This is a genomic window from Stenotrophomonas sp. GZD-301, from assembly GCF_049310345.1.
Taxonomy (GTDB): Bacteria; Pseudomonadota; Gammaproteobacteria; order Xanthomonadales; family Xanthomonadaceae; genus Stenotrophomonas.
Genome location: NZ_JBMOWY010000013.1, coordinates 78531 through 102927 on the forward strand (window position 1 = coordinate 78531; position 24397 = coordinate 102927).

Sequence of the window (24397 nt, forward strand, 5' to 3'; positions counted from 1 at the left end):
AGCGGGTAGGGCAGGGAGGCGGTAAACGCAGGAGGCATGAGCGCGAGGGCCGGTGAAGGATGCGGCGTCATGGTCGGCAGCGCGGTGTCGGAGCGGGGTCGGAGCAATGTTGGCCCCGGGTTAAATCGTGGCCGGATGCGTCATCCGTTCAGTCCGTGTCGTGGTCGGCGGCATCGCTGGGCAGGTGGGCGCGGCAGTCGCTGCGCCACGCGGTGCCGGGCAACAGCTGCCAGCGGTTGCGGTTGCTGCTGCCGATGTCGATCACCTGGGCGCGATCCACGCAGGGGCTCATTGCCTCGTCCAATACCAGCACCCAGCGCGTGTTCGGCGCCTGCGCGAGCCACGGGCCGGCGTCCTGCCACTGCTGGTCCCAGGGCCGCTTGAAGCCGAACACCGCGACCTTGCGATCGGCCTGCAGCAGGTTCTGCTCGCGCCAGGCCACCAGGCCCAGCTCGGCGTCGGGTCCGATCCGCTGGCCGACCCGCTGCATCAACGCCGAGGCTGAGCTGTACGGGTCCAGCGCCGGCATCAGGCCCCAGCCGTACAGGTTCCAGAGCAGGAATGCGGTGACCACCACCAGCACGCCGGCGCGGCGTTGGCGCAGCCACACCACCAGTACCGCCAGCACCACGCCGAAGCCGAGCAGCCAGTTGCCCAGCACCGGCAGCAGGCTGTCGGGCATGTCGCGGCGAGCCAGCTGCGCGTGCGCCCACGGGCTGCCGCCGTGCAGGTTCACGGCGATGTACAGCGCGCCGATCGCCAGCAGCGCCACGTAGACCAGCAGCAGCCAGCGCAGCCCGGCCCGGCGCAGCAGGCCGGGCAGCAGCGGCGCGGCGGCCACGCACAGCAGCGGCAGCATCGGGAAGATATAGACCTCGCGCTTGCCCGGGCTGGCGCTGAAGAACACCAGCACCAGCAGGCACCAGCCCAGCAGCAGCCAGTAGCGGCCGTCCAGCCGCTTCAGGCGGCGCCACCAGCCCGGCAGCAGGGCCGGCAGCAGCAGGCTGCCGGGCAGCCACAAGGTTGCCATCACCTGCAGGTAGTACCAGGCCGGCTGCACGTGGTGCCAGGCATTGGCGTAGCGGGTGCCGGTCTGCTTGAACAGCAGCTCGCGCGCATAGGCCTGCAGGCTGGGGTCGGGGTCGTTCAACAGCGCGAGGCCCAGCGGGGCCAGCCACACCGCCGTGCCGAGCAGGAACGCCGGCAGCAGCCACCATAGCGTGCGCGCCGCCACCGCCGGGCGGTTCAGTCCCCGGCTGCGCCAGCGCCACACCGCCCACGGCAGCAGCACCAGCAGCGGCAGGAAGCCCACGCCCTTGGTCACCGTGCCCACGCCGGCGGCGATGCCGGCGACCCACAGTGCGGTCAGGTTGCGGCCCTCCAACAGGTGGCGCAGGAGGCCCCACATGGCCAGCGTGGTCATCGCCACCAGCACCATGTCGATCTGCGCGCGCTTGGCCATCAGCCCGAACTGCAGGCAGCTGAACAGGGCGAGCACCGCCCACCAGGCGATGCGGCGGTTCCACAGGCGGCGGGTCAGGTCCCAGGTCAGCCACAGGGTCAGCAGTGCCGCCAGCAGTGACGGCACCAGGAAGGCCAGGTCCCAGCCCCCGAAGACCCGATCGCTGGCGGCCTGCATCCACATGAACACCGGCGGCTTCTCGGCGTACAGCTCGTTGCCCCGGTGCGGCAGCAGCCACTGGCCGGAATCGACCATCGCGCGGGCGGCGAGCACGAAGCGCGGCTCATCCGGCGGGGAAGGCTGGCGCAGGCCGATGCCGGCCATCAGGGCCAGCAGCATGGCCAGGCAGGCCAGGGGACGCCAGAGGCGTGCCGGAAGTGAGGTGTGATGCATCCGCGGACCCTACAACAAACAGCCACTGTCTCCCCGACAGCGTGGGAAAAGCGTCGTAACCCGTCGCATTGCGACCGGATTCCGACGTGGTTCCCGCTACCATGCCGTGGTCCGTCACAACGAGTATCCCGATGCGGCTTCTGGTCATCGAAGACAACCGCCAGCTGGTTGCCAATCTATTCGATTATTTCGAATCGCGGGGACATGTCCTCGATGTGGCTCCTGACGGCGTGACCGGCCTGCACCTCGCCGTCACCCACGCGTACGACGCGCTGGTGCTGGACTGGATGCTGCCCCGCATGGAGGGCCCCGAGGTGCTGCGCCGGCTGCGCGCCGACCACGGCTCGGAAGTGCCGGTGATCATGCTGACCGCCCGCGACGAGCTGCCCGACAAGATCGCCGGGTTCCGGGCCGGTGCCGACGACTACCTGACCAAGCCGTTCGCCCTGCCCGAACTGGAGGTCCGGCTGGAAGCGCTGATGGTGCGCGCCAAGGGCCGCAACCCACGCAAGGCGCTGGAGGTGGCCGACCTGCGGCTGGACCTGGCCACGCTGGAAGCCCAGCGCGATGGCAAGGCGCTGCACCTGTACCCGGCCTGCCGCAAGCTGCTGGAAGTGCTGATGCGCGCCAGCCCGGGCGCCGTGACCCGCCAGCAGCTGGAGTTCGCGCTGTGGGGCGACGAGCTGCCCGACGGCGACCTGCTGCGCTCCCACATCTACGAACTGCGCCGCAGCGTCGACGGCCCGTTCCAGCAGAAGCTGATCCACACGCTGCCGCGCGTGGGCTATCGACTGGGTGTCAGCGCGGCGGGAGGCAGCGATGACATGGCGTAGCGGCCCGCGTCGGCCGGCGCCGCTGCACCGGCGCATGGTGTGGTGGCTGCTGGCGTATCTGGCGCTGATCTCGTTGGCGGTGTTCAGCGTGGGCAACTACGTGCACGAGCATGCCGAGCATTCGGCGTGGCGCGCGCTGCTCAATTCCGAACTGGACAGCATCGTCAACCACATCGAGCACGAGCCGCACTACCGCTGGCAGGACTCGGACACCCTGCGCCTGTTCTACATCAATGACGCCAGCGACGCGCCGGAGAGCCTGCGCGCGCTGCATCCGGGTCTGCACGACGGGGTCATGGTGGGCGGACGCCAAAGCGCGGTGATGGTGCGTGAGACCGCCCAGCTGGGCCGTCTGGCGCTGGTGCTGGACATCAACGACTTCCACGAGCTGGAGCAGTTCGCCACGCGCTGGGTGATGCTGGCCGGGGTGGTGATGATCATCGTCACCGTGCTGATGGCGTCCTTCGGCGTGGGCCGCCTGGTGCGGCCGCTCAGCTCGCTGGCGCGCCGCATCGATGAACTGCGTCCGGGCGTGCCGGGGCAGCGTGTGGAAGTGGATCCGCGCGGCAGTTCGGAGCTGTATGTCATCGCCAATGCGCTCAACGACTACCTGGCGCGCAACGAGCAGTTCGTCGAGCGCGAGCGGGTCTTCATCAGCACCGCCAGTCACGAGCTGCGCACCCCCATCGCGGTGATCACCGGCGCGGCCGAGCTCGCGCTGGGCGAGCCGGACGTGCCCGACCGCGCCCGGCAGCAGATGCAGCGGGTGCGGCGGACCGCGCAGGGCGTCGAGCAGCTGATCCAGCTGCTGCTGGTGCTGGCACGCGACCCGGCCCGGCTGGCAGCGCTGGGCGAGCGCATCGCACTGGACCAGCTGGTGCCCGACATCATCGAAGACCATCGCCATCTGATGGGCGACAAGGACCTGCGCATCGACATCGGCGGGTTGGCACGGGTTGATATCGTGGCGCCGCTCGGCGTGGTGCAGGCGGCCATCGGCAACCTGCTGCGCAACGCGATCGAGAACAGCGGGCGCGGCACCATCCGCATCGAGGTCTCGCCGCAGGCCGTGGTGACCCTGCAGGACCCCGGCCACGGCATGAGCCCGGAAGAAATCGCGGCGGTGCACGCGCGCATGGCCCGCGGCTACCGCAACGAGCAGAGCGGCATCGGGCTGGAGCTGATCGCCCGGCTGTGCGAGCACCTGGGCTGGGCGCTGCAGATCGAACCCTGCCAGCCGCGTGGCACGCGCGTGATTCTCGACCTCGGCGCGTCGCTGCCTGGCCGGCAGGCGTCGTAATCGGACCGTTACGCCGCGCCGCGGCATGGGTCAGCGTGAAGACAATGTTAAGCTCAACGAGCGCCGCTTAATGCGGCGCTTTTTTTTATCCCTTCGATCGACAGAGGATGGCGTCATGCCGACCGAACCCAGTACTGCCCTGATCACCAGCGACATCGTCGGCCTCGGCCTGATTGCCGCGACCCTGGCCCTGATTTTCTGGGCCGCCAGCGGCCCGACCCCGCTCCTGAAGAAGATCTTCGCCTGGGTGCCCGCCCTGCTGCTGTGCTACTTCATCCCGGCCATCTACAACACCGCCGGCCTGATCGACGGCCACAACACCGCGCTGTACAACCCGATCGCCCGTGACGTCCTGCTGCCGGCCGCGCTGGTGCTGCTGACACTGTCGATCGACCTCAAGGGGGTGATGAAGCTCGGCCCGAAACTGCTGCTGGTGTTCTGCGCCGGTACGCTGGGCATCGTGCTGGGCGCGATCGTGTCGTTTCAGACGATGTCCTGGATCCACCCCGAAACGGTGGCCGGCGATACCTGGAAGGGCATGGCCGCACTGGCCGGCAGCTGGATCGGTGGCGGCGCCAACATGGTCGCGATGCGCGAAGTGTTCGGCACCGACGCCACCACCTTCGGCCAGTTCGCGGTGGTCGATGTGGCCTGTGCCAGCCTGTGGATGGCGATCCTGCTGTTCCTGGCCAATCGCGCCAAGCAGATCGACACCCGCAACGGTGCCGACACGCGTGCCATCGACGAGATGAAAGAGCGCATCTCCGCCTACGAGGCGCAGAACGCGCGGATCCCCAGCCTGACCGACCTGATGGTGATCGTCGGCGTGGCCTTGGGCGGCGTGGGCCTGGCCCACGCGATCGCCGCCCCGGTCAGCGCCTGGTTCAAGGACAATGTCAGCTGGGCCAGCCAGTTCAGCCTGGACAGTGCCTTCGTGTGGGTGGTGATGTTGTCCACCGCGCTTGGCCTGGGCCTGAGCTTCACCCGCGCGCGCCGCCTGGAAGCGGCCGGCGCATCCCGCCTCGGCACGGTGTTCCTGTACTTCCTGATTGCCTGCATCGGCATGCAGATGAACCTGCTGTCGCTGCTGGAACGGCCGTGGCTGTTCGCCCTGGGGGCGATCTGGATGCTCACCCACATCCTGGTGCTGTGGATCGTGGCCAAGCTGGTGCGCGCGCCGCTGTTCTTCTTCGCCATCGGCTCGCAGGGCAACATCGGCGCGGCCGCCTCGGCGCCGGTCGTGGCCGCCGCGTTCCATCCGTCGCTGGCACCGGTGGGCGTGCTGCTCGGCACGGTGGGGTATGCGACCGGTACTGGCCTGGCCTACATGACCGGGCTGATTCTGAAGTGGATGGCCGAGGGGTAAAGGTCAAACAGGTTCTTCACCCAACGCCGGGGAAGGCTGCCCGGATCTTCAGGAAGGAATGCGCGTCGCCCCGGTATCGGTGGGCGACGCGCTTGAAGACCTTGATTTTGTTGTGGATGCCTTGAGCGGCGTCCTTCCGGGATTGTGGAGCTTTCATACACATGATAGAAAGCTGCAGCTGATCGACTGGGGAGCCGACAGCAGCATGACCAATCGATAACAGGGGGCTGTCCGACTCATTTCAATGAGTGGGACAGTCGCGGAGATCCGGTAGTGGTTTCTCGGCTTGAGCCTCATCCCGGAGGAAAGCAGCTGCATGATTCATCACCGCACAGCCATGCCGCAACGCCCAAGATTGAAAGCGGGGCGGTCCAAAAACACAAGGACGGCACAGTCCGGTATCACAACTGATGATCGAACCCCTTAAAGAGCAGGAAGCAAAGATCTTTCGGGAGCGCTTGTCGAATCCGATGGAGCGAATTGAGTTCTTTCCAGAGCCGAATGCCTATTGCGGCTGGATAGGTGAAATGGCTGGCTTCATCGACTCAAAGGGTGGGTCACTAGCTTTCGCGGTTGAGAGGTATGAGGAAGACTTGGAATTCTTCACTGCAGACAAAAGAGAGGAATACGCAATGATGTTTCTCACTCAGTTTGCACCGCACGAGCTTGTTTTCTTTGGGATGGACTGGATTATCAGCATCTCGTCGTATCCGGAATGCGAGTACTCCCCTAACCTTGAGTACTCAATACGTCTTTATGGGGCGGCAAGCATCATGGGAGCAAACGGGACGGAGTCAATCGATCCGGTCCCATAAGGCGCAAGGCCCGCAGCGATACAGCGTTTTACGATCCGCAGATCGGACTCTTCCTCAGCGTGGATCTGATGGCCGCTTACTCAAACACGTTGGCGCAGTTCCATCGGTATCGATGGGCGAACAACAATCCCTGCAAGTTCACGGATCCGGATGGGCGGCAATCCTCTTTACCGTACATTGATGCATATCTGCGTCACTACTATCGAAATGGGTTAAACAACCCGCCTGAAAATAGGGGCGGCGCAAAGTGCTGGCAACTGGAAGCAGATGTCAGATGCCCAAAGCGTATTTCACCAACAGGGTGAGGGGCGCAAAATTAGTTGCGGATCGTCTTAATGTGGTACTTACAACTATGCCTCTCCAGATGATTGGGGTGGGCACTTGATGTATGACGTCCTTCCTTACCTCTTGTGGTGAAATGGCCCCATTGAGGTTAGGCCCCAGTCTGTAACGGGTTCGGCATAACACCGGCACCAACGGTCACTGTTGGGCCACTTGAGCCAGTGAGTGCACGGATGCCAGAACCCCGCCTCCACCGCCTGCGATTGACAAAGAGGCCGCTAGGAAAATGCTTTCAAAATTCTCGTGGGAGTGATTGAGAGATGAGGCCAGATCATCGGGCCGTAGTGTTATCGCTATTGGCTTCACTTGGAGCAGTCGTTCTACTGTTCGTGCTTCTTTTTGATAGGTATTCCTACCATGACTATCATGAAGGGAAGTGCAAGGCAGGCTCAGTTGAGTTGGTCGTCAGTTTAGTCGGAACCTTCGCTTCCGACCGGCCAAAAGAGAGATCGTCTCCTTACTATTTAAGAGTTGAGGTTGTTGGGGAGAAGAAGGATCGTGTTGTTCTCAGTGAGGCCAGGCTGACCTCATCGGAATCCAGCAAGAATGTTGATCTTGGTGGCATCAAGAGAGTTGAAGTGGCAAGGCAGGGTGACCTTGTTCCTGCGGTCGTGTATTTCGTGGACTCTCTCCGGTTGGAGTACGACGATTACGTGTTTGAGGGGGGCGTTGTCGCAGAGTCGATAGGCAGGAATGGCACGGTTGCCTTTACATGTCCTTTGACCAGGAATTATCGAAGTGAGTGGCGCATTCCTTGGTGGGATGCCTTGATGAGTGTTTAGCCTACATAGGGGAGGCCTGACTCGCAGACGATGGTCGAACCATGAAACAGACCGAAGCCCGTCAAGCCGTCAAGGCAGAGAAGGCCGGGTTCCCGCATGGGGCTTCGGTCAAGGCGCAGGAGAGGGTGAGTGCGGCAGATAGAACCAACGCCGGGTTGCCGGCCAGGCGGAGGCAAAGAGCGCGTTCAATACACGTCAAGCCGGGAGCAGTCCGAACCACCATGCTGTGGAACTCCCCAAGCCAGTAGCGGAGAAAGTGGCTCAGAAGTTCAATGAGGTTTGCAAATGAAGATCGACCTGCTTGTGGAATGGTACGACGGTGAGTTGCAGCACGTCATGGAAGATGGTGGTCGATACTTCTACGCAATCTGCGTGGAGGCAGACTTCAGCAAACCCTTGCAGGATAGGATCTACTTCGTGATCAATATTCTTGCGCAGGAGAAGCGAAAGATTGAGGGCTGTCTCGCTGACGCGAACATGGATGGCCTTGATCGTCTGCTGCGCGATGAGCTGTACGGGCGCCGAGGTGCGATTTTGCTGGGGGATCCAAACGCTTGGATGTTGGAGTTGGCTGATTTCGGCATTGAGCCAGCTCCCTATCTTAAGTTCTTCGCGTTTCCAGTCGTCGATGTGTTGGCGACTTGAATCTGTGGATGGGGGCGTCGTTATGAGCAATCCCCCCGCAGGTTACCAAAAAGCAGCGTCACATGGATCCGCAGTTCCCGGACAAATAATCGTTGAGCCTTAGGCATGAATGGATCAATTTTTCTCTTCTTGATTGCAGCGATGATGTGCCAGAGCGGCAGTTATGAAGTATCCCATAGTGATCCGGTAAGGGCGCCAAGAGGGCCTTCAGGAGATTGGCCTGCTTCTGGGTGTTTTGTCTGGGAGTTCCAAGTTGATAAAGACGGTGTTCCATACAATCTCAATGTGAAGGAAGACAGTAGAAACTACGGGCTGCACGTTGCTATGCAAACGGCCTTGAGGAATTTCCGATTTCAGGTAGAGCAGGGCTTGGATCCCAGTCACCTGCATCAAATTCGGTTTCAATACAGGAGTGGGGACGCTGTTGCCTCCATAGTTCCCTGCTGCAGTTGCAGTGAGCCGCTCGCGGAACTAACCAGATCAGATTCACCTGCCAACCGGCCATAAAGAAACACAAGGCCCGCATTGCGGGCCTGTCATCGTTGTGGTGGTTGAGTGGCTTATCGACCCGACTGCGCCAACAGCGAGTCCAGCACCTCGCTCATCATCTTCTGCTTCGCCTTCGGCAGCTGACTGATCCGCTCCAGCTGCTGTTGCAGCTTCGGTGCCGGCCCGCGCTTGCCCGGTGGTCGCCGCTCAGGCACCCCGATCAATTCCACCACCGTCACCGCCAGTCCGGTCGCCAGCGCCGCCAGCAGCGACACGGGGAAGCGCCTGCGTCCGATCGCGAACGAGGCGGTTATAGTTTCGGAAGTGTGCTCAAAAGAGGGCAAAATATCTGCCGGCTGAGGGCCCTGCTATCGGGGATGGATCACATGCTCAGGCGACTGGTCGAACGCGATTCGTCGTTATGGGGGGAGTGCCAGGGTAGGCTCTATAATTCCAAAAGACTGGACAGGACGGACCAATGTGCGCGCAGGACAGTAGTGCTGTAGCAGCGGCAAGGAAGGTCTGTTCGCTTGGGCGTGAGAGCGTCTCGTTGGTTTCTGATGCGGGGGCGCTGTTTGTCAGGCTGGTCGATGTGCATGGAATTGATTCGAAAAGGCTGTATTGGTGGGAGTCCTTGAAGAAGGGGGGATCACTGCACTACCGCGACTCCGGTGATGGTTGGAGGGCTCAAGTGTCGTCGCTCTTGACCGACATGGGAGATCCCGTATTTCTCGTCGTCACTGATGATGAGCCTCCGCCGTGGCCGGTGCTGAGATTTGAGCGCGGCACGGAGGTGGTGAAGCTGCTTGGTGACATGCACTTCTTTGAGTATTTCGTCTTCTCGCAGAACTGCGGGAAGGTGTTCTTTGATACGCACGATAATTTTCTGATCTGGTCTCCATGACGCGCAGGTGGTAGCGTTGACCGGCCCCAATGAAGGTCGAAGTCTCTTCTTCAGATGGCCTGGTGATCGGGGGCGAAGCGTGTGCTCTGAAAGTTCCACTAACGCGGAGGGGGCGTCGATGAACCTGAAGGTGCCGTTGCATCTGCGCGCACTGCTCGATGAAGTGTGTGCCAAGAATGGCTGCCATCGATCAATCGAGAAGATGGAGGGGGGCGAGTATTCCTTGGAGGGCAATGATCGGGAGTGGTTGATCGACGCTCTTGTCCGGGAGCTTTTAAACACCGGCCTGAATGTGAACGATGAACCCAACGGGCGTGGGTTGGACATCGAAGCGTTGATTGATGTTTTCGGACCGGGTTCCGGCAGGTCTGACGAATCAGCAAGCTGAAAATCGTCGTGTGGGCGAGCAGCACGCTGCGGACAATCTCCATCCGGACGGCGGCTCGCAGCCCGTCCTGCGTTGGCCTTATCGCCTGATCATGCAGACGCCCCATACGGCGCAGCGGGCGTCTATGGCCGCATGACGGCGGGTGAATCGCCCGCCACAGATGTCAACCTGCGGCAGGATGGGTCAGCCGTGCGGATGCCTTTAGCAGCAGCGACCGCCGTAGCGGGCCTCCTGCCGCTCGCGGAAGAAGGTCTTGTAGTCCATCCGTTCGCGGTCCGGGTGATTCTCCAGCACGTGCCGCGCGTAATTGGGGGCCATTGCTGTTCAAACTGCCGTCAACGAAGTTGCAGGTGGTTCGGGGTCTGCTGTGGAGAGTGCAATCAAGGGTGAAGCCATCACTGCGGAAGGTCTCGCTACAAGCGCCCTTGGCAATGCAGCGGGCGGGCTGGCAGGCTCAGGTGTCGGCGTGGTCATGGGGAATTTTGCTGGTTCAACTGCGTGCGGTACGCTTCAAAGGTTGAGCCAGTCAAATGCCCGGGGGCGCCAAACCGTGCCGCTACTACCGCATCAACTGGGGCTGCTATACCTCGACAATCAGCAATCCAAGGTGCGGCGTCACAAGCTGGCCAGGGTGCCGTGGGAGCAGCGGCGAATTACGCTCAGAAGCAGCAGGAGAAAAAGTAGTGAACACGTTGGTCAAGGGCACCATCATTACGCAGCTTCTTGCAATGCTGACTGGTCTTGTGTACTTCGCTGTCCTTACATACCGGCGCTACCCAGACGCGCTTGGTGCTGGGTTGCGGGCATGGGGCTACTTTGCATTGATTTACCTGCTGCTTCATCTGTTTCTTGCGTTGAAGTTGTGGTGGGAGAACTCACGCGGAAGATAGACCATCTGTTGTGATTCTGCGGTCGGACAATGGCTCTGAGCTCCTGGGCGAAGCATTCACCCAGTGAGCCAAATTCAGCGGCGTGGCGCTACGATGCATCCGGCTTGGCAAGCACAGCCAGAACGCTTTCATCGGATGCTTCAATCGGACCTTGCAAGCTGAAAATCGTCGTGTGGGCGAGCAGCACGCTGCGGACAATATCCATCCGGACGCCGGCTCGCAGCCCGTCCTGCGTTGGCCTTATCCCCTGAAAATGCAGACGCCCGACGCAGTGCATCGGGCGTCTATGGTCGCCTGAACTCGGGTGTATCGTCCGCCACACGTATCATTCTGTGGTGGTCATCAAACGCGTCGCCTACAGATACCGGGACGACGTGTATTTCTTCCTGAAGATCCGGGCGGCCTTCCCCGAAGTTGGGTTAAGAACCTAATTAAAGCGAGAGGGCTGTAATAGGTCCAGCTCCGGTTTCGCCAACATCCAGCCGACGTCGTACTCCATCTGATATTCCCACTCGCGCACAGCATCTGGCGTGGAAATCAGAAGTTGCAATGCCTCATTTGCCTTTTCGGGATCATGCACTCGATATAGGAGTACGCGCTCTCCACGAGCCGTAATTCGGGCGAGAAAAATAGCATTGTGGTCAACCTCAAGCGCGGGCGCAATTCTTTCCTCCAGACAGGAAAGGGCTTCAACCTCCTCCTTGGTCGGCATGCCGTTCACACCTTGAAGCTTGCAATTTACTCCGATCCTCAAGTGCCACGGAAAGGCATCATGCCCAGTAAAGGTCAGTAATGTGGAATTGACCACTACGATAGCCGGATCGCTACCAATGGAGGTCTCAATCAAGCTATAGCAAGGAACAGGGACATCTCTCATCCGTCTATCCATCTGGCACTGGTGTAAATTCTAGCGCTTTGTGGTTTGGAGCCTCGGGTTCGGCGATGGACAACGGCAATTCCAGTAGCAACTTGGTCGAGCGATATCGCTGCGAGTCCTATGGACACGGAGTCGACGTGGACCGACCAGCTTTTTGTAGATATCCCAAGAGCCATAATTGATGGCAACGATTGAGGTGTCTATGGGCAACAAGTGGCATACGGATGAGTTCAGGTCCGAGGCGATCAAGCAGGTGATGGAGCGAGGCTTCACGGTGGTGTGACCCACCCCCCAATAGCAGGGCCATCAGCTGGTAGAGATTTCGCTCTCTTTGGGCGCCAGGGAATTCGCTTGGGACCTGTGATCTCGCGCGAACTCCGCAGGGGTTTTCCATGCCAGTGCACTGTGGGGCGATCCTCGTTGTAGATACGCCGCCACGCTTCGATTTTGCTCCTTGCATCGGCCAGCGACAAGAACCAATGCTCGTTCAGACATTCCTGCCGCAGTCAGCCGTTGAAGCTTTCTGCCATCGCATTGTCCGTCGGCGTACCACGCCGGGAAAAATCCAGCTCCACGCCGTCCTCATAAGCCCAGCGGTCCATCACCTCGCCGGCAAATTCACTGCCGTTGTCCACCTCAATCGCGTCCGGCCCGCCTCGTTCAGCGACCAGCCGTGCCAACGCTTCGGCCACATCCTCTGCACGCAACGAATGATCCACAACGATCTTCAGGCACTCGTGCGTGAGGTGATCCAGCACCGGCAGCAACCGGAGGCGACGTCCATCGAACAGCGCATCAGGATTTTGCTGGCCCAGCTGCGTGCGGTACGCTTCAAAGGTTGAGCCAGTCAAATGCCTGGGGGCGCCAAACCGTGCCGCTACTACCGCATCAACTGGGGCTGCTATACCTCGACAATCAGCAATCCAAGGTGCGGCGTCACAAGCTGGCCAGGGTGCCGTGGGAGCAGCGGCGAGTTACGCTCAGAAGCAGCAGGAGAAAAAGTAGTGAACACGTTGGTCAAGGGCATCATCGTTACGCAGCTTCTTGCAATGCTGACTGGTCTTGTGTACTTCGCTATCCTTACATACCGGCGCTACCCAGACGCGCTTGGTGTTGGATTGCGGATATGGGCTTATTTTGCATTGATTTTCCTGCTGCTTCATCTGTTTCTTGCGTTGAAGTTGTGGTGGGAGAATTCACGCGGAAAGTAGACGGTCTGTTGTGATTCTGCAGTCGGACAGTGGCTCTGAGCTCCTGGGCGAAGCATTCACCCAGTGAGCCAAATTCAGCGGCGTGGCGCTACGATGCATCCGGCTTGCTTAATCGCGTCCGGCTCGCCTCGTTCAGCGACCAGCCGTGCCAACGCTTCGGCTACATCCTCTGCACGCAACGAATGATCCACAACGATCTTCAGGCACTCGTGCGTGAAGTGATCCAGCACCGGTAGCAACCGGAAGCGACGTCCATCGAACAGCGCGTCAGGATTTTGCTGGCCCAGCTGCGTGCGGTACGCTTCAAAGGTTGAGCCAGTCAAATGCCACGGGGGGGGCAAACCGTGCCGCTACTACCGCATCAACTGGGGTTGCTGTACCTCGACAATCAGCAATCCAAGGTGCGGCGTCACAAGCTGGCCAGGGTGCCGTGGTAGCAGCGGCGAGTTACGCTCAGAAGCAGCAGGAGAAAAAGTAGTGAACACGTTGGTCAAGGGCATCATCGTTACGCAGCTTATTGCAATGCTCACTGGTCTTGTGTACTTCGCTATCCTTACATACCGGCGCTACCCAGACGCGCTTGGTGTTGGATTGCGGATATGGGCTTACTTTGCATTGATTTACCTGCTGCTTCATCTGTTTCTTGCGTTGAAGTTGTGGTGGGAGAATTCACGCGGAAAGTAGACCGTCTGTTGTGATTCTGCGGTCGGACAATGGCTCTGAGCTCCTGGGCGAAGCATTCACCCAGTGAGCCAAAATCAGCGGCGTGGCGCTACGATACATCCGGCTTGGCAAGCTCAGCCAGAACGCGCTTTCATCGGATGCACGCATTGCTCCTTCAACGTCCGGATTACCGTTCCACCATCCCGTTCTGCTGTGGGCAGGGCGGGGTGATGAACTCCTGCTGCAGGCCGTAGTTGCGCACGAGGCGCGTGTAGTCGCGTCTGGTGAACACCAGCCCGTTGTCCGAGCGCAGCAGGAAAGGCGCTGGCACCCGCCCCAACGTGCCGCAGCGGGTAATCAACGCCTGCTCCAGCGCGGCCGACGCGGTGCTGGCCGCCGGTTCGTGACAGGTGCCATCCAAGCAACTGTCGCGTGCCAAAGTCGATCACCAGCGCCAGGCTGAGGCAGCCGTCCTTCCCGCCCCAGACTCGGCGCAGGTCGGTGGCCCAACGCTGGTCCGGCGCCTCGGCACGCGAAGCCTTGGCTTCAATCCGCGGCCGCTGGCCAAGCGGGCGCTTGCGCACCTGCCAGCCCTTGAGCTGGAAGATCCGCTGGACCGTGCTCTTGTTCATGCCCAGCAGCGCTGCCACCGTGCGGTAGCCGAACGAGGGCTCGGCCTCGATCACGTCCTGGAGTCGACGTCAATGCAGTGAATGGAGCAAAGGCACAAGGGCTTACCCCTACGGGTTTTTCTCCGAGCCGTCCTGCGTGTACAAATTGCCAGGAAGCTATGAAGAAAATGGATATACCGATCAGAGACAGGTAGGGATCAATGGAAAGTTTCGACGAGACAAGACTATTGCTGGCGACGGAAGGGATGCCGGACTGGAAGAGAGTGGCATTCATGGCGTATTGCTGTGAGCGCATGTTGCCAAATTATCGAAGCTTCCAAGTCGATAGTGGCTATGGCGACCTGGCTCCGATGAGAGATGCTCTTGATGCTGTGTGGGAGTGGATCGCATCAAATAATTTGCCGTTGGAGTTGGCCGCGCTAGCGTCCGCCTGCGAGCAACAGGCGCCGGACACTGCGGAGTTCTCGTCTATCTACACATCGGCTGCATTGGATGCGGCTACAGCAACAGCGGCGACACTTGAGGCACTTGTAGATGCGGCGGCAAAGAGCCTGATCGAAGTGGCTGCTTACGCTAGGGATACGATTGATCTATTCGTTCAAGAGGTAGAGGAGCTTGATCCAAATGCTCCGGACCTGGAGCGCAGGATCATTGAACACCCTCTCATGCAATCCGAGTTGCGAACCCAGCGAGAGAGCCTTGTAACGCTGAAGGACACGCATGAAGAGCGAGGCAAGGCCGGAATTGATTTGCGAGCCAGATGGTCGAAGCTCGAGCAAGGAAGTTTGCCACCTCTCGTCGTGTGAAGAGAGTTGAACGTATATGACAAGGCCCGCAGTTGCGGGCCTTGTCACTTCTGCGGCTTGCTGTGGCGGACGGGTCAGCCGTTCGGATGCCTTCAGCAGCAGCGACCGCCGTTCCTCCCGCCGTAGCGGGCCTCCTGCCGCTCGCGGAAGAAGGTCTTGTAGTCCATCGGTTCGCGGTCCGGATGATTCTCCAGCACGTGCCGCACGTAGTTGTCGTAGTCGGGAATGCCGCAGCACAGCCGTGCGGTCTGCACCAGGCGCCGCCACAGTCGGCGGTGCGCCTGGTATTGCCCGACGGGAACCAGTTCAGTACTCATCACAGGTCCGCCATCTGGTGCGGCTGCAGCGCCACGTAGGGGGTTTCCTTGTCGGTACGCACCGGCGAACGGCGCGCCTGCACGATCGTCTTGATCGCGTAGACCAGGATGGAGAACACCACGAACAGGAACAGCACGGTCAGGCCGGTGTTGACGTAGGCGTTGACCACGATCTGATTCATCTGCCCGACGGTCTTGGCCGGCGCGGTGATGGTGCCGGTGGCGATCGCATCCTGGAATTTGTGCGCCTGGGCGAGGAAGCCCTGGGCCGGGTTGCTGTCGAAGATCTTGATCAACCCGGCGTAGGTGGTGCAGATCAGCAGCCATACCGCCGGCACGGCCGTGACCCAGGCGAAGCGGTCGCGCTTCATCTTGAACAGCACCACCGTGCCCAGCATCAACGCGATCCCCGCCAGCATCTGGTTGGAGATGCCGAACAGCGGCCACAAGGTCTGGATGCCGCCGAACGGATCGACCACGCCGGTGTAGAGCAGGTAGCCCCACAACGCCACACAGCCGCCCGTGGCGATGATGTTGGCCGTCCAGGACTCGGTCTTCTTCAGCGCGGGGATGAAGTTGCCCAGCAGGTCCTGCAGCATGAAGCGGCCCGCGCGCGTACCGGCATCCACTGCGGTGAGGATGAACAGCGCCTCGAACAGGATCGCGAAGTGGTACCAGAACGCCATCATCGCGTTGCTGCCGCTGGGGATGGCTTCATGCAGGATCTGCGCGATGCCTACCGCCAGGGTCGGCGCGCCACCGGCGCGGTGCAGGATGGTCGGTTCGCCGATGGCCGCTGCGGTGGCCTGCAGCTGCTCGGGCGTGATCGTGAAGCCCCAAGTGTTGGTGATGTAGTGCGCGGCCGATACCGCATCGGCACCGATGACCGCGGCCGGGCTGTTCATCGCGAAGTAGATGCCCGGATCGATGATCGAGGCCGCCACCAGCGCCATCACCGCCACGAACGATTCCATCAGCATGCCGCCGTAGCCGATGTAGCGCATGTGGCGTTCATTGGCGAGCAGCTTGGGCGTGGTGCCCGAGGCAATCAGCGCATGGAAGCCGGAGACCGCGCCGCAGGCGATGGTGATGAACAGGAACGGGAACATGCCGCCCTTCCAGACCGGGCCGTCGCCGCTGGCCGCGAACTGGGTCAGCGCCGGCATCTTCAGTTCGGGCATGACGATCAGGATGCCGATCGCCAGCGCCACGATGGTGCCGATCTTCAGGAAGGTGGACAGGTAGTCGCGCGGGGCCAGCAGCAGCCACACCGGCAGCACCGAGGCGACGAAGCCGTAGCCGATCAGCATCCAGGTGATCTGGATGCCGGTGAAGGTGAAGGCAGGGCCCCACACCGGATCGGCCGCGACCTTGCCGCCGTACCAGATCGCCAGCAGCAGCAGGATCAGGCCGACGATGGAAATCTCCCCGATCTTGCCCGGGCGGATGTAGCGCATGTAGATGCCCATCAGGATCGCGATGGGCATCGTGGCAATCACCGTGAACATGCCCCAGGGGCTTTCCGCCAGCGCCTTGACCACCACCATCGCCAGCACCGCCAGGATGATGATCATGATCAGGAACGCGCCGAACAGGGCGATGGTGCCGGGCACCTGGCCCATTTCCTCACGCACCAAGTCGCCCAGTGAACGGCCGTTGCGGCGGCTGGACAGGAACAGGATCATGAAATCCTGCACGGCGCCGGCAAGGACCACGCCGACCACCAGCCACAGCAGGCCGGGCAGGTAGCCCATCTGCGCGGCCAGCACCGGACCGACCAGGGGGCCGGCGCCGGCGATGGCGGCGAAATGGTGGCCGAACAGCACGTGCTTGTTGGTCGGGACGTAGTCCAGGCCATCGTTGTTGATCACCGCCGGTGTGGCCCGGGTCGGGTCGAGCTGCATCACCTTGTCGGCGATGAACAGGCTGTAGAAGCGATACGCGATGAGATAGATGGAGACCGCGGCGACCACGATCCACAAGGCATTGATGTGTTCGCCCCGGCGCAGCGCGACGGTGCCAAGACAGAATGCGCCGAGCAGCGCGAGCGCTGCCCAGCCCAGCTTGGAAAAACCTTTCATGAGTGTGCGTCTCCCTGGAGAACAGCGTAAGAGTCCGCCCTGGCACCGACAGGGTCAATGCGAAGACGGGGGCGTACCGCTAGTACTTTGGTCGTAGGTCGCAACGCGGGCGGCGTGGGGATGCGGACAGCGGGAGCGGTCATGCACGCGGCCTGCACGGCGGGCGCACGCCACCACTGGAACAATCGGTTGCGGGCGTGGCGGTTGGCGGCAGCAGGCGCGGCGCCCATGTTGTAGCCCGTACCCACCCGTCGGAGTCGACATGAGCAGCCCCAACCCCGTGCGCGTGCTGCGCACCATCCGTGGCATGGCCACCTCCGATGGTGCCGGCGTGCGCCTGACGCGCGTGATCGGCGGGCCGTCGCTGCCCGACCTGGATCCGTTCCTGCTGCTGGATGAATTCGGCACCGATCGTGCCGAGGACTACATCGCCGGCTTTCCCAGCCACCCGCACCGTGGCTTCGAGACGGTGACCTACATGCTCGACGGGCGCATGCGGCACAAGGACAACCACGGCAACGAGGGCCTGCTGACCCCGGGCAGCGTGCAGTGGATGACGGCCGGGCGTGGCCTGGTGCACTCGGAAATGCCCGAGCAGGAGTCCGGGCAGATGCGTGGCTTCCAGCTGTGGGTGAACCTGCCGGCGCGCGACAAGATGACCGATCCCAAGTACCAGGAGTTCGCCCCCGAGCGCATTCCCGTGGCGCAACCGGCCAACGGCGTGCAGGTGAAGGTGATCGCCGGGCAGGTCGATGACGTGACCGGACCGATCGTCCAGCCGGCCACCGATCCGGTGTATCTGGATGTCGCCCTTGCCGCCGGTGCCGGGTGGTCGTACGACCTGCCGGACGGGCACAGCGCGTTCGCGTACGTCTTCGAGGGCGGGCTGACGGTCGGACAGGGCGAGGACGCTCGGCCGGTGGCACGCCAGGAGCTGGCGGTGCTCGGCGGCGGCGAGCGCCTGGATCTGCAGGCCGGTGCCGACGGCGCGCGGCTGATCCTGGTGGCGGGCCGCCCGCTGCGCGAGCCGGTGATGCGCCACGGACCGTTCGTGATGAACACCCGCCAGGAACTGATGCAGGCCTTCGTGGACTTCCAGGAAGGCCGCTTCTGAGGCGCTGAGGCCGGGTGGAGGGCGGTAGTGCCGGGCGGTGCCCGGCGACGGCTGCACCGTCAGCGCCCTGCTGCCACCGCTGTCGGATTCAGATTCATGCTCTGGGTGAGGGACTGCAGCGTGCCCAGTTCCTGGCTGCTGTCGGCATACAGCGCGATCTGCGCGTAGCGGTTCTTGTCGTACTTCACCACCGCCACGCGGCGGGTTTCGTAGCCCGGCGGTTTCTGGCCGCCCAGGTCGGGCTGGTACCAGTACATCGATTCGCCGGCGAAACCGCCTTTTTCCTGGCGCAGCGTGCGGGTCAGCGTAAGCGAGGGGTCGCGCGCGCTGAGGATCAGGCTCAGCACCTCGCGTCCATCGGCGGTGCTGGCCTTGCACAGCATGAAATCGGACTGTGCCTGCTGCTGCCACTGCAGGCCGCTGCCGGCAGGCAGCGAAGGACACTCGGACGGCGATTGCGCCCACGCCACGGCGGCGGACGACAACAGGCTCAGGCATACAGCGGCGCGCAGGACGTTCATGCTTTCCCCCAGGGTCGGAATGGCCGTGTCCGCGTCGGGCGGGCGCAATCCGGTGGCCGCAGAAACCCAGGCCGATGGCTGCGCATATCCCCATGCGCGTCCCGGAGGCGCCAGCCGTCAGGTGACGGACTGGTGATTCCGACGGTAGCGGAATGTGATTCGATCTACAAATATCAGTTTCAGATGTATATGAATGTGCGGCGCATCGCGCCGCCGCGGGCAGGCCGCGCGGGCCTGCCCTTGTCGGAATCAGCGTGGCTCCGCGCCGATCCACTTGTAGGCCACGCCGCCGATCAACCCGCCCAGCACCGGCGCCAGCCAGAACAGCCACAGCTGGCCCAGTGCGCCGCTGCCGGCGAAGAAGGCCACCGCAGTGGAACGTGCCGGATTCACCGATGTGTTGGTGACCGGAATGCTGATCAGGTGGATCAGGGTGAGTGCCAGGCCGATCGCGATCGGGGCGAACCCGGCCGGTGCCCGGCCGTGCGTGGCGCCCATGATCACGATCAGGAACACCGCGGTCAGCACCACCTCGCACAGGAAGGCGGCAGCCACGCTGTACCCGCCAGGCGACAGGGCGCCGTACCCGTTGCTGGCGAATGCGCCGGCCTGGCTGCCATCGATGGCGAACCCGGGCGCGCCCGAGGCGATCTGCAGCAGGATGAAGCCGGCCAGCAGGCCGCCGAGCACCTGGGCGACGATGTAGGGCACCAGGTCGCGCGCCGGAAAGCGGCCGCCGGCCCAGAGGCCGATGCTGACGGCTGGGTTGAAGTGCGCGCCGGACACATGGCCGAATGCATAGGCGCCGGTCAGTACGGTCAGGCCGAAGGCCAGCGCCACGCCGAGAAACCCGATGCCGAGGGGATTGCCGTCACCGCCGAATTTGGCCGCCAGTACCGCACTGCCACAGCCGCCCAGCACCAACCAGAACGTGCCGAGGAACTCGGCCGCAAGTCGCTTGCCCATGCTCATCGATGTCTCCATGCGGTCTGCCCGGGATGGGCAGGCAGACCGTAGCTGAATCGATGTTCATCGGTGTGAGCGCGGCGTCAACGCGCCGACGAACGGCGCCCGGTCAGCCCTGCGGAAGCGGGATGAACTCTTTGTCGTCGCCGGGAATGGTGCCGAAGGCGCCCGATTCCCAGTCGTGCTTGGCCTTTTCCAGGCGCTCCTTGGAACTGGAGACGAAGTTCCACCACAGGTGGCGCGGGCCATCCAGCGGTTCGCCGCCCATCAGCATCGCCTTGACCGGCGTCTTGGCGCGCAGGCGGCCGCGTGCACCGGGCGCGGGCAGGATCAGGTGCTGGGCCGGCACATCGACGCCGTCCAGCTGGGCCTGCCCTTCGAGGATGTACAGCGAGCGCTCGACGTGGCCGGTGTCCAGATCGATCTCGCCGTCCGGGTCGAGGTCGATGGCCACGTTGAGGGTGTCGCTGAACACCTTCACCGGCGACTCCTCGCCGTACGCACGCCCGGCGATCACGCGCAGCCAGGCGCCGTTGCGGCGCTGCTGGGGCAGGGTGGCCGCAGCATGGTGATGGAACGCCGGGTCGGTTTCCTCGAAGCTCCTGGGCAGCGCGATCCAGGTCTGCATGCCGTGCAGCGGGTGGTCGTGTTCGCGCTCCACCGGCGGCGTGCGCTCGGAGTGGGCGATGCCGCGACCGGCGGTCATCCAGTTGACGTCACCGGGGCGGATCACCTGGTCCGAACCGAGCGTGTCGCGGTGGCCGATGGCGCCGGACCACAGGAAGGTGACGGTGGCCAGGCCGATATGCGGATGCGGGCGCACGTCGATGCCGGTACCGGCGCCCATGACGGCGGGCCCCATCTGGTCGACGAAGACGAACGGGCCGACGCTGCGCGCCTGGATGCTGGGCACGGCGCGGCGTACTTCGAGGCCACCGATGTCATGGACACGCGGGGCGATGATGGTCGTCATGCGGGCTTTCTCGCTGGCGGGGACAGGCGGAAAGGATGGCACGCGGCCAGGGCCGCTGCATGGCCCGTTCGGGTAACAGGTTGTTTCGTTTGCGATTGCACAAAAAAACGCCACCTTTCGGTGGCGTTCTGTGTCGAACGATCGGTGCTTAAATCACCGGCTCGCGCAGCACGGCGTCGTCCCAGCCCGGGCGCGGTGCGAAGCGGTCGCCATAGCGCTGCTGCAGCGCCTTCAGGCGTTCCACCAGCACGTCGGCGCCGGTGGCGCGGATGTACTGGATCGGGCCGCCGCGGAACGGGGCAAACCCGGTGCCGAAGATCACGCCCGCATCGAGCAGGTCCGCGTCTGCCACCACGCCTTCATGCAGGCAGGCGACCGCTTCGTTGAGCAGCGGCAGGATCAGGCGGTCTTCGAGGTCGGCGGGCACCGCGTAGCCCGCCGGCACGTCCGGCTTCTGCGCGCGGCCGTTCTCCCACTTGTACAGGCCCTGGCCATCCTTCTTGCCGCGCTTGCCCTGTTCAACGGTTTCCAGCGCGGCCGGAATCTGCAGGCCCAGGAACGGTGCCAGCTCCTTGCCCACGCCGGCAGCCACGTCCAGGCCGACGGTGTCGAGCAGTTCGATCGGCCCCATCGGCATGCCGAACTTCACCGCGGCCTTGTCCAGCACCGGCCCCGGCACGCCTTCGGCGTAGGCGGTGGCCGCTTCGAGCATGTACGGGAACAGCACGCGGTTGACCAGGAAGCCGGGCGTGCCGGCCACCGGCACCGGGAACTTGCCCAGCGCCTTGCAGAACGCCGCCAGCCGGCGCTCGGTTTCCGGGGCCATGCCGTCGTGGTGGATGATCTCCACCAGCGGCATCTGCGCCACCGGGTTGAAGTAGTGCAGGCCGGCGAACTGGGCCGGGCGCTGGATGTGGTCGCGCAGTTCCACCAGCGGAATGGAGGAGGTGTTGGTGGTGAGCAGGGCGTCGGCCTTCATCCGCGGTTCCAGCGTCTGGTACAGCGCACGCTTGGCCTCCGGATTCTCGATGATCGCCTCGATCACCAGGTCCGCCTGTGCCACGCCATCGCCGGCCAGGTCGGCCTTGAGCCGCGCGGCCACGGCCGGGCGCTTGCTCTCGTCCCGGACCTTCTTGGCGAACAGCGCCTGCGCGCGTTCCATCGCCGGGTCGATGAAGCGCTGCTCGCGATCCTGCAGGGTCACGTTGAAGCCCTTGTAGGCCGACCACGCAGCGATGTCGCCGCCCATCACGCCGGCACCGACCACGTGCACGTGGGTGATGCCGTGATCCTTGCCGCCCAGCGCCTTCAACCGCTCGGTCAGGAAGAAGATGCGGATCAGGTTGCGTGCGGTCGGGGTGCTGGCCAGCTTGACCACGGCGCGGCGTTCGGCATCCAAGCGGGTCTGGATGGGGCTGCCGCCGGTCCGCGCCCAGGTGTTGATCAGCGCATACGGCGCCGGGTAATGCTCCTTGCGGGCCTTGCGCGCGACCTGCTTGGCCATCTGCGGCGCGAGCAGTCTGCGCGCCAGCCAGGTGTTGGTCGCCCAGGCGGTGGCGCGCTGCTTGAACGGGCGGGTGGTGCCGGTCAGCGCCAGCGCCACGGCGGTATCGAGCAGCACGGCCGGTGCCACCACCTTGTCCACCAGGCCGATGCCGCGCGCGGCCGAGGCCGACAGGTTGCGGCCGGTCAGCATCATGTCCATCGCCGCCGGCGCGCCCACCAGCTGCGGCAGGCGGGCGCTGCCACCCCAGCCCGGGAAGATGCCGAGTTGGGTTTCCGGCAGGCCGATCCGGGTGGACGGGTCGTTGGAGGCCACCCGGTAGCGGCAGGCCAGCGCCAGCTCGGTGCCGCCGCCCAGGCAGTGGCCGTGGATCGCCGCCACGGTCGGGCAGGGCAGCTCGGCCAGCTTCTGGTACGTACTCTGGCCGCGGCGGATGGCGTCATTGACGGTGCCGCGGCGGTCGAACTCCTGGAACTCCTTCAGGTCCGCGCCGGCGATGAACCCGGCCGCCTTGATCGACTGGATCACCACCGCCTTGGGCGGGTCGATGGCGATGCGCTCGATCAGGTCGCCCAGTTCCAGCAGCACGTCCTGCGACATCGCGTTGACGCTGCTGTCCTGGCGGTCGAGGCTGAGCACCACGACACCATCGTCACGGATCTGCGGGTGCCAATGTGAGAAGCGGAGCCCATCGAAGCCTGAGAGCATGGGGACGTTCCATCCGGTTGTGTATGGAGAAGGGGGCTATGATCCAGAGGTTGTTTCCTCCCCGTCAAATCCCTATAGCTGGGGGAGAACGACCGCCGGTTCACTGCCTGGATCGGAAACCTTAACGGAACGGTGGTTAAAAGCTGGTGCGGCGTCGTCGATCGGTCGCTGAACTTTTCCCGGGATTGGCAGTCTCATTGCCCGACGTCGGTTGGGCTGACAGGAGTGCGGCCCCCAATGGCCGAGGTTGAAACACCACAGGAGCTGGACCTGGAACTGGTCCGGCGTGTGCAGCGCGGCGAGAGTGCGGCGTTCGATGTCCTGGTGCGCAAGTACCAGCACCGGATCGTCGCCCTGATCGGGCGCTACATCGCCGACTGGAGTGAATGTCAGGACGTGGCCCAGGACACTTTCGTCCGCGCGTATCGCGCGATCGGCAGTTTCCGTGGCGACGCCCAGTTCTATACCTGGTTGCACCGGATCGCCGTGAACACTGCCAAGAACCATCTCGCCGCCCACAACCGCCGCCCGCCCACCGATGACATCGACATCGGGGACGCCGAGCAGTACGACAGCGGCACCCGCCTGCGCGACACCGACACGCCCGAGCGCGAACTGATGCGCCAGGAGCTGGAACAGACGGTGATGAAGGCGGTGGCGGCATTGCCGGAGGAACTGCGTTCGGCCATCACCCTGCGCGAGGTGGATGGCATGAGTTACGAGGAAATCGCGCAGAAGATGGGGTGCCCGATCGGCACCGTGCGGTCGCGGATTTTCCGTGCCCGTGAGGCCATCGACACTGAACTTCGGCCGTTGCTGGATATCGGCAGCGCCACCCGCGAGAAGAGCCGCGTATGACCCCCAAGATGCCTACCCCTGGAAATGCCGGCACCGCGCCGGACAAGCTGGATGCCCACAACCGCCAGCAGCTGTCGGCGCTGATCGACGGCGAGCTGTCGGCCGACGAGGCGCGCTTCATGCTGCGCCGGCTGGAGCACGACGAGGCGCTGTCCGGGTGCCATGAACGCTGGCAGATGCTCGGTGATGTGCTGCGCGGTCAGGCCTGTGCGCCCGCGCCGCAGGCCTTCGCCGACCGCATCCGCGTGGCGGTGGCCGCCGAGCCGCGGCCGCAGCTGCAGCCGGCGGCCGCGCCGGCCACGGTGCGTCGCGGCGGCTGGCGTTGGTGGGGCGGCGGTGCCGCCCTGGCCGCCTCGGTGGCGGCGGTGGCCATGTTCATGACCCGCGAGCAGCTGCCCAGCGAGACGCCGCTGCCCGCGCAGACCACGGTGATCGCCAGCCAGGCCGAACTGCCGCCGGCACCACCCGCCACCACGGCCGCCTCGGTCGATGCGGCCCTGGTCGTGGGAGCGTGGCCCAACGACACAGGGCCAGGGGACCACAACCCAAAAAAAAAG

25 protein-coding genes and 2 pseudogenes are annotated in these 24397 nt (G+C 63.5%); 15 read left to right on the forward strand and 12 right to left on the reverse strand.

The window, feature by feature from the left end:
• Positions 1 to 148: 148 nt before the first annotated feature.
• Positions 149 to 1855 (reverse strand): ArnT family glycosyltransferase, encoded by a 1707-nt coding sequence (locus tag ACO6VK_RS03790; RefSeq protein WP_422505639.1) that lies wholly within the window; start codon positions 1853 to 1855, stop codon positions 149 to 151.
• A 131-nt stretch (positions 1856 to 1986) separates the two neighbouring features.
• Between ACO6VK_RS03790 and ACO6VK_RS03795 the strand changes: the two genes are divergently transcribed.
• From ACO6VK_RS03795 to ACO6VK_RS03825, 7 genes are all read left to right on the forward strand, one after another.
• Positions 1987 to 2688 (forward strand): response regulator transcription factor, encoded by a 702-nt coding sequence (locus tag ACO6VK_RS03795; RefSeq protein WP_422505640.1) that lies wholly within the window; start codon positions 1987 to 1989, stop codon positions 2686 to 2688.
• Positions 2675 to 3988: a sensor histidine kinase gene (locus ACO6VK_RS03800; RefSeq protein WP_422505641.1), complete on the forward strand. Its 1314-nt coding sequence runs from the start codon at positions 2675 to 2677 to the stop codon at positions 3986 to 3988. The genes ACO6VK_RS03795 and ACO6VK_RS03800 overlap by 14 nt, the downstream gene beginning before the upstream one ends.
• A 115-nt stretch (positions 3989 to 4103) precedes the next feature.
• Positions 4104 to 5354: a DUF819 domain-containing protein gene (locus ACO6VK_RS03805; protein ID WP_422505642.1), complete on the forward strand. Its 1251-nt coding sequence runs from the start codon at positions 4104 to 4106 to the stop codon at positions 5352 to 5354.
• A 58-nt stretch (positions 5355 to 5412) separates the two neighbouring features.
• Positions 5413 to 5574 (forward strand): hypothetical protein, encoded by a 162-nt coding sequence (locus ACO6VK_RS03810; protein WP_422505661.1) that lies wholly within the window; start codon positions 5413 to 5415, stop codon positions 5572 to 5574.
• A 190-nt stretch (positions 5575 to 5764) separates the two neighbouring features.
• Positions 5765 to 6169, forward strand: a complete 405-nt coding sequence (locus ACO6VK_RS03815; RefSeq protein WP_422505643.1) for a hypothetical protein — start codon at positions 5765 to 5767, stop codon at positions 6167 to 6169.
• Positions 6166 to 6474 (forward strand): RHS repeat-associated core domain-containing protein, encoded by a 309-nt coding sequence (locus ACO6VK_RS03820; protein WP_422505660.1) that lies wholly within the window; start codon positions 6166 to 6168, stop codon positions 6472 to 6474. Before ACO6VK_RS03815 ends, ACO6VK_RS03820 begins: the two co-directional genes overlap by 4 nt.
• Positions 6475 to 7578: 1104 nt before the next feature.
• Positions 7579 to 7938, forward strand: coding sequence for a hypothetical protein (locus ACO6VK_RS03825; protein WP_422505644.1), 360 nt, complete (start codon positions 7579 to 7581; stop codon positions 7936 to 7938).
• Positions 7939 to 8498: 560 nt separating this feature from the next.
• Here the strand turns inward: ACO6VK_RS03825 and ACO6VK_RS03830 are convergent.
• Positions 8499 to 8702 carry a hypothetical protein gene (locus tag ACO6VK_RS03830; protein WP_422505645.1) on the reverse strand — a complete coding sequence of 68 codons (204 nt, stop codon included), beginning with the start codon at positions 8700 to 8702 and terminating at the stop codon, positions 8499 to 8501.
• Positions 8703 to 8905: 203 nt separating this feature from the next.
• Here ACO6VK_RS03830 and ACO6VK_RS03835 point away from each other — a divergent pair, with 203 nt between their 5' ends.
• Together ACO6VK_RS03835 and ACO6VK_RS03840 are read left to right on the forward strand one after the other, a co-directional pair.
• Complete coding sequence (locus tag ACO6VK_RS03835) at positions 8906 to 9331, forward strand: hypothetical protein (RefSeq protein ID WP_422505646.1); 426 nt, start codon at positions 8906 to 8908, stop codon at positions 9329 to 9331.
• Between the two features lie 118 nt (positions 9332 to 9449).
• Positions 9450 to 9719: a hypothetical protein gene (locus ACO6VK_RS03840; RefSeq protein WP_422505647.1), complete on the forward strand. Its 270-nt coding sequence runs from the start codon at positions 9450 to 9452 to the stop codon at positions 9717 to 9719.
• 201 nt (positions 9720 to 9920) lie between these two features.
• On the opposite strand, the pseudogene ACO6VK_RS03845 reads toward ACO6VK_RS03840, so the two are convergent.
• Positions 9921 to 10028 (reverse strand): annotated as a pseudogene (locus ACO6VK_RS03845) (CstA-like transporter-associated (seleno)protein); the annotation flags it as partial.
• A gap of 374 nt (positions 10029 to 10402) precedes the next feature.
• Here ACO6VK_RS03845 and ACO6VK_RS03850 point away from each other — a divergent pair.
• Positions 10403 to 10609: a hypothetical protein gene (locus ACO6VK_RS03850; RefSeq protein ID WP_422505648.1), complete on the forward strand. Its 207-nt coding sequence runs from the start codon at positions 10403 to 10405 to the stop codon at positions 10607 to 10609.
• Positions 10610 to 11036: 427 nt separating this feature from the next.
• Here ACO6VK_RS03850 and ACO6VK_RS03855 read toward each other — a convergent pair whose 3' ends face one another.
• Together ACO6VK_RS03855 and ACO6VK_RS03860 are read right to left on the reverse strand one after the other, a co-directional pair.
• Positions 11037 to 11486, reverse strand: a complete 450-nt coding sequence (locus ACO6VK_RS03855; RefSeq protein WP_422505649.1) for a DUF695 domain-containing protein — start codon at positions 11484 to 11486, stop codon at positions 11037 to 11039.
• Positions 11487 to 11792: 306 nt separating this feature from the next.
• Positions 11793 to 12283: pseudogene (locus tag ACO6VK_RS03860) on the reverse strand (integrase core domain-containing protein); the annotation flags it as partial.
• Between the two features lie 207 nt (positions 12284 to 12490).
• On the opposite strand from ACO6VK_RS03860, the gene ACO6VK_RS03865 reads away from it, so the two are divergent.
• The gene (locus ACO6VK_RS03865; protein ID WP_422505650.1) at positions 12491 to 12697 is read left to right on the forward strand and encodes a hypothetical protein; all 207 of its coding nucleotides are present in this window, start codon (positions 12491 to 12493) and stop codon (positions 12695 to 12697) included.
• A 797-nt stretch (positions 12698 to 13494) separates the two neighbouring features.
• On the opposite strand, the gene ACO6VK_RS03870 is transcribed toward ACO6VK_RS03865, so the two are convergent.
• Positions 13495 to 14046 carry a hypothetical protein gene (locus ACO6VK_RS03870; protein ID WP_422505651.1) on the reverse strand — a complete coding sequence of 184 codons (552 nt, stop codon included), beginning with the start codon at positions 14044 to 14046 and terminating at the stop codon, positions 13495 to 13497.
• 146 nt (positions 14047 to 14192) lie between these two features.
• Between ACO6VK_RS03870 and ACO6VK_RS03875 the strand changes: the two genes are divergently transcribed.
• Positions 14193 to 14798 carry a DUF416 family protein gene (locus tag ACO6VK_RS03875; protein WP_422505652.1) on the forward strand — a complete coding sequence of 202 codons (606 nt, stop codon included), beginning with the start codon at positions 14193 to 14195 and terminating at the stop codon, positions 14796 to 14798.
• A gap of 92 nt (positions 14799 to 14890) precedes the next feature.
• Here ACO6VK_RS03875 and ACO6VK_RS03880 read toward each other — a convergent pair whose 3' ends face one another.
• Positions 14891 to 15115 (reverse strand): YbdD/YjiX family protein, encoded by a 225-nt coding sequence (locus ACO6VK_RS03880; protein ID WP_136003113.1) that lies wholly within the window; start codon positions 15113 to 15115, stop codon positions 14891 to 14893.
• Positions 15115 to 17196: a carbon starvation CstA family protein gene (locus ACO6VK_RS03885; protein WP_312710766.1), complete on the reverse strand. Its 2082-nt coding sequence runs from the start codon at positions 17194 to 17196 to the stop codon at positions 15115 to 15117. The genes ACO6VK_RS03880 and ACO6VK_RS03885 overlap by 1 nt, the downstream gene beginning before the upstream one ends.
• A gap of 262 nt (positions 17197 to 17458) precedes the next feature.
• Here ACO6VK_RS03885 and ACO6VK_RS03890 point away from each other — a divergent pair, with 262 nt between their 5' ends.
• The gene (locus tag ACO6VK_RS03890; protein ID WP_422505653.1) at positions 17459 to 18310 is read left to right on the forward strand and encodes a pirin family protein; all 852 of its coding nucleotides are present in this window, start codon (positions 17459 to 17461) and stop codon (positions 18308 to 18310) included.
• A gap of 59 nt (positions 18311 to 18369) precedes the next feature.
• Here the strand turns inward: ACO6VK_RS03890 and ACO6VK_RS03895 are convergent, their stop codons facing one another.
• From ACO6VK_RS03895 to ACO6VK_RS03910, 4 genes are all read right to left on the reverse strand, one after another.
• Positions 18370 to 18831, reverse strand: coding sequence for a hypothetical protein (locus ACO6VK_RS03895; protein WP_422505654.1), 462 nt, complete (start codon positions 18829 to 18831; stop codon positions 18370 to 18372).
• Positions 18832 to 19080: 249 nt separating this feature from the next.
• Entirely contained in the window at positions 19081 to 19803 is a 723-nt protein-coding gene (gene aqpZ, locus ACO6VK_RS03900) for an aquaporin Z (RefSeq protein WP_422505655.1), read from the reverse strand.
• Between the two features lie 103 nt (positions 19804 to 19906).
• Positions 19907 to 20770: a pirin family protein gene (locus ACO6VK_RS03905; protein ID WP_422505656.1), complete on the reverse strand. Its 864-nt coding sequence runs from the start codon at positions 20768 to 20770 to the stop codon at positions 19907 to 19909.
• Positions 20771 to 20918: 148 nt separating this feature from the next.
• Positions 20919 to 22982, reverse strand: coding sequence for a 3-hydroxyacyl-CoA dehydrogenase NAD-binding domain-containing protein (locus ACO6VK_RS03910; RefSeq protein WP_422505657.1), 2064 nt, complete (start codon positions 22980 to 22982; stop codon positions 20919 to 20921).
• Positions 22983 to 23219: 237 nt separating this feature from the next.
• Between ACO6VK_RS03910 and rpoE the strand changes: the two genes are divergently transcribed.
• Together rpoE and ACO6VK_RS03920 are read left to right on the forward strand one after the other, a co-directional pair.
• Positions 23220 to 23840, forward strand: coding sequence for an RNA polymerase sigma factor RpoE (rpoE, locus tag ACO6VK_RS03915; RefSeq protein ID WP_136003119.1), 621 nt, complete (start codon positions 23220 to 23222; stop codon positions 23838 to 23840).
• Between the two features lie 8 nt (positions 23841 to 23848).
• The coding region (locus ACO6VK_RS03920; protein ID WP_422505658.1) for a sigma-E factor negative regulatory protein at positions 23849 to 24397 on the forward strand (549 nt) is incomplete at its 3' end.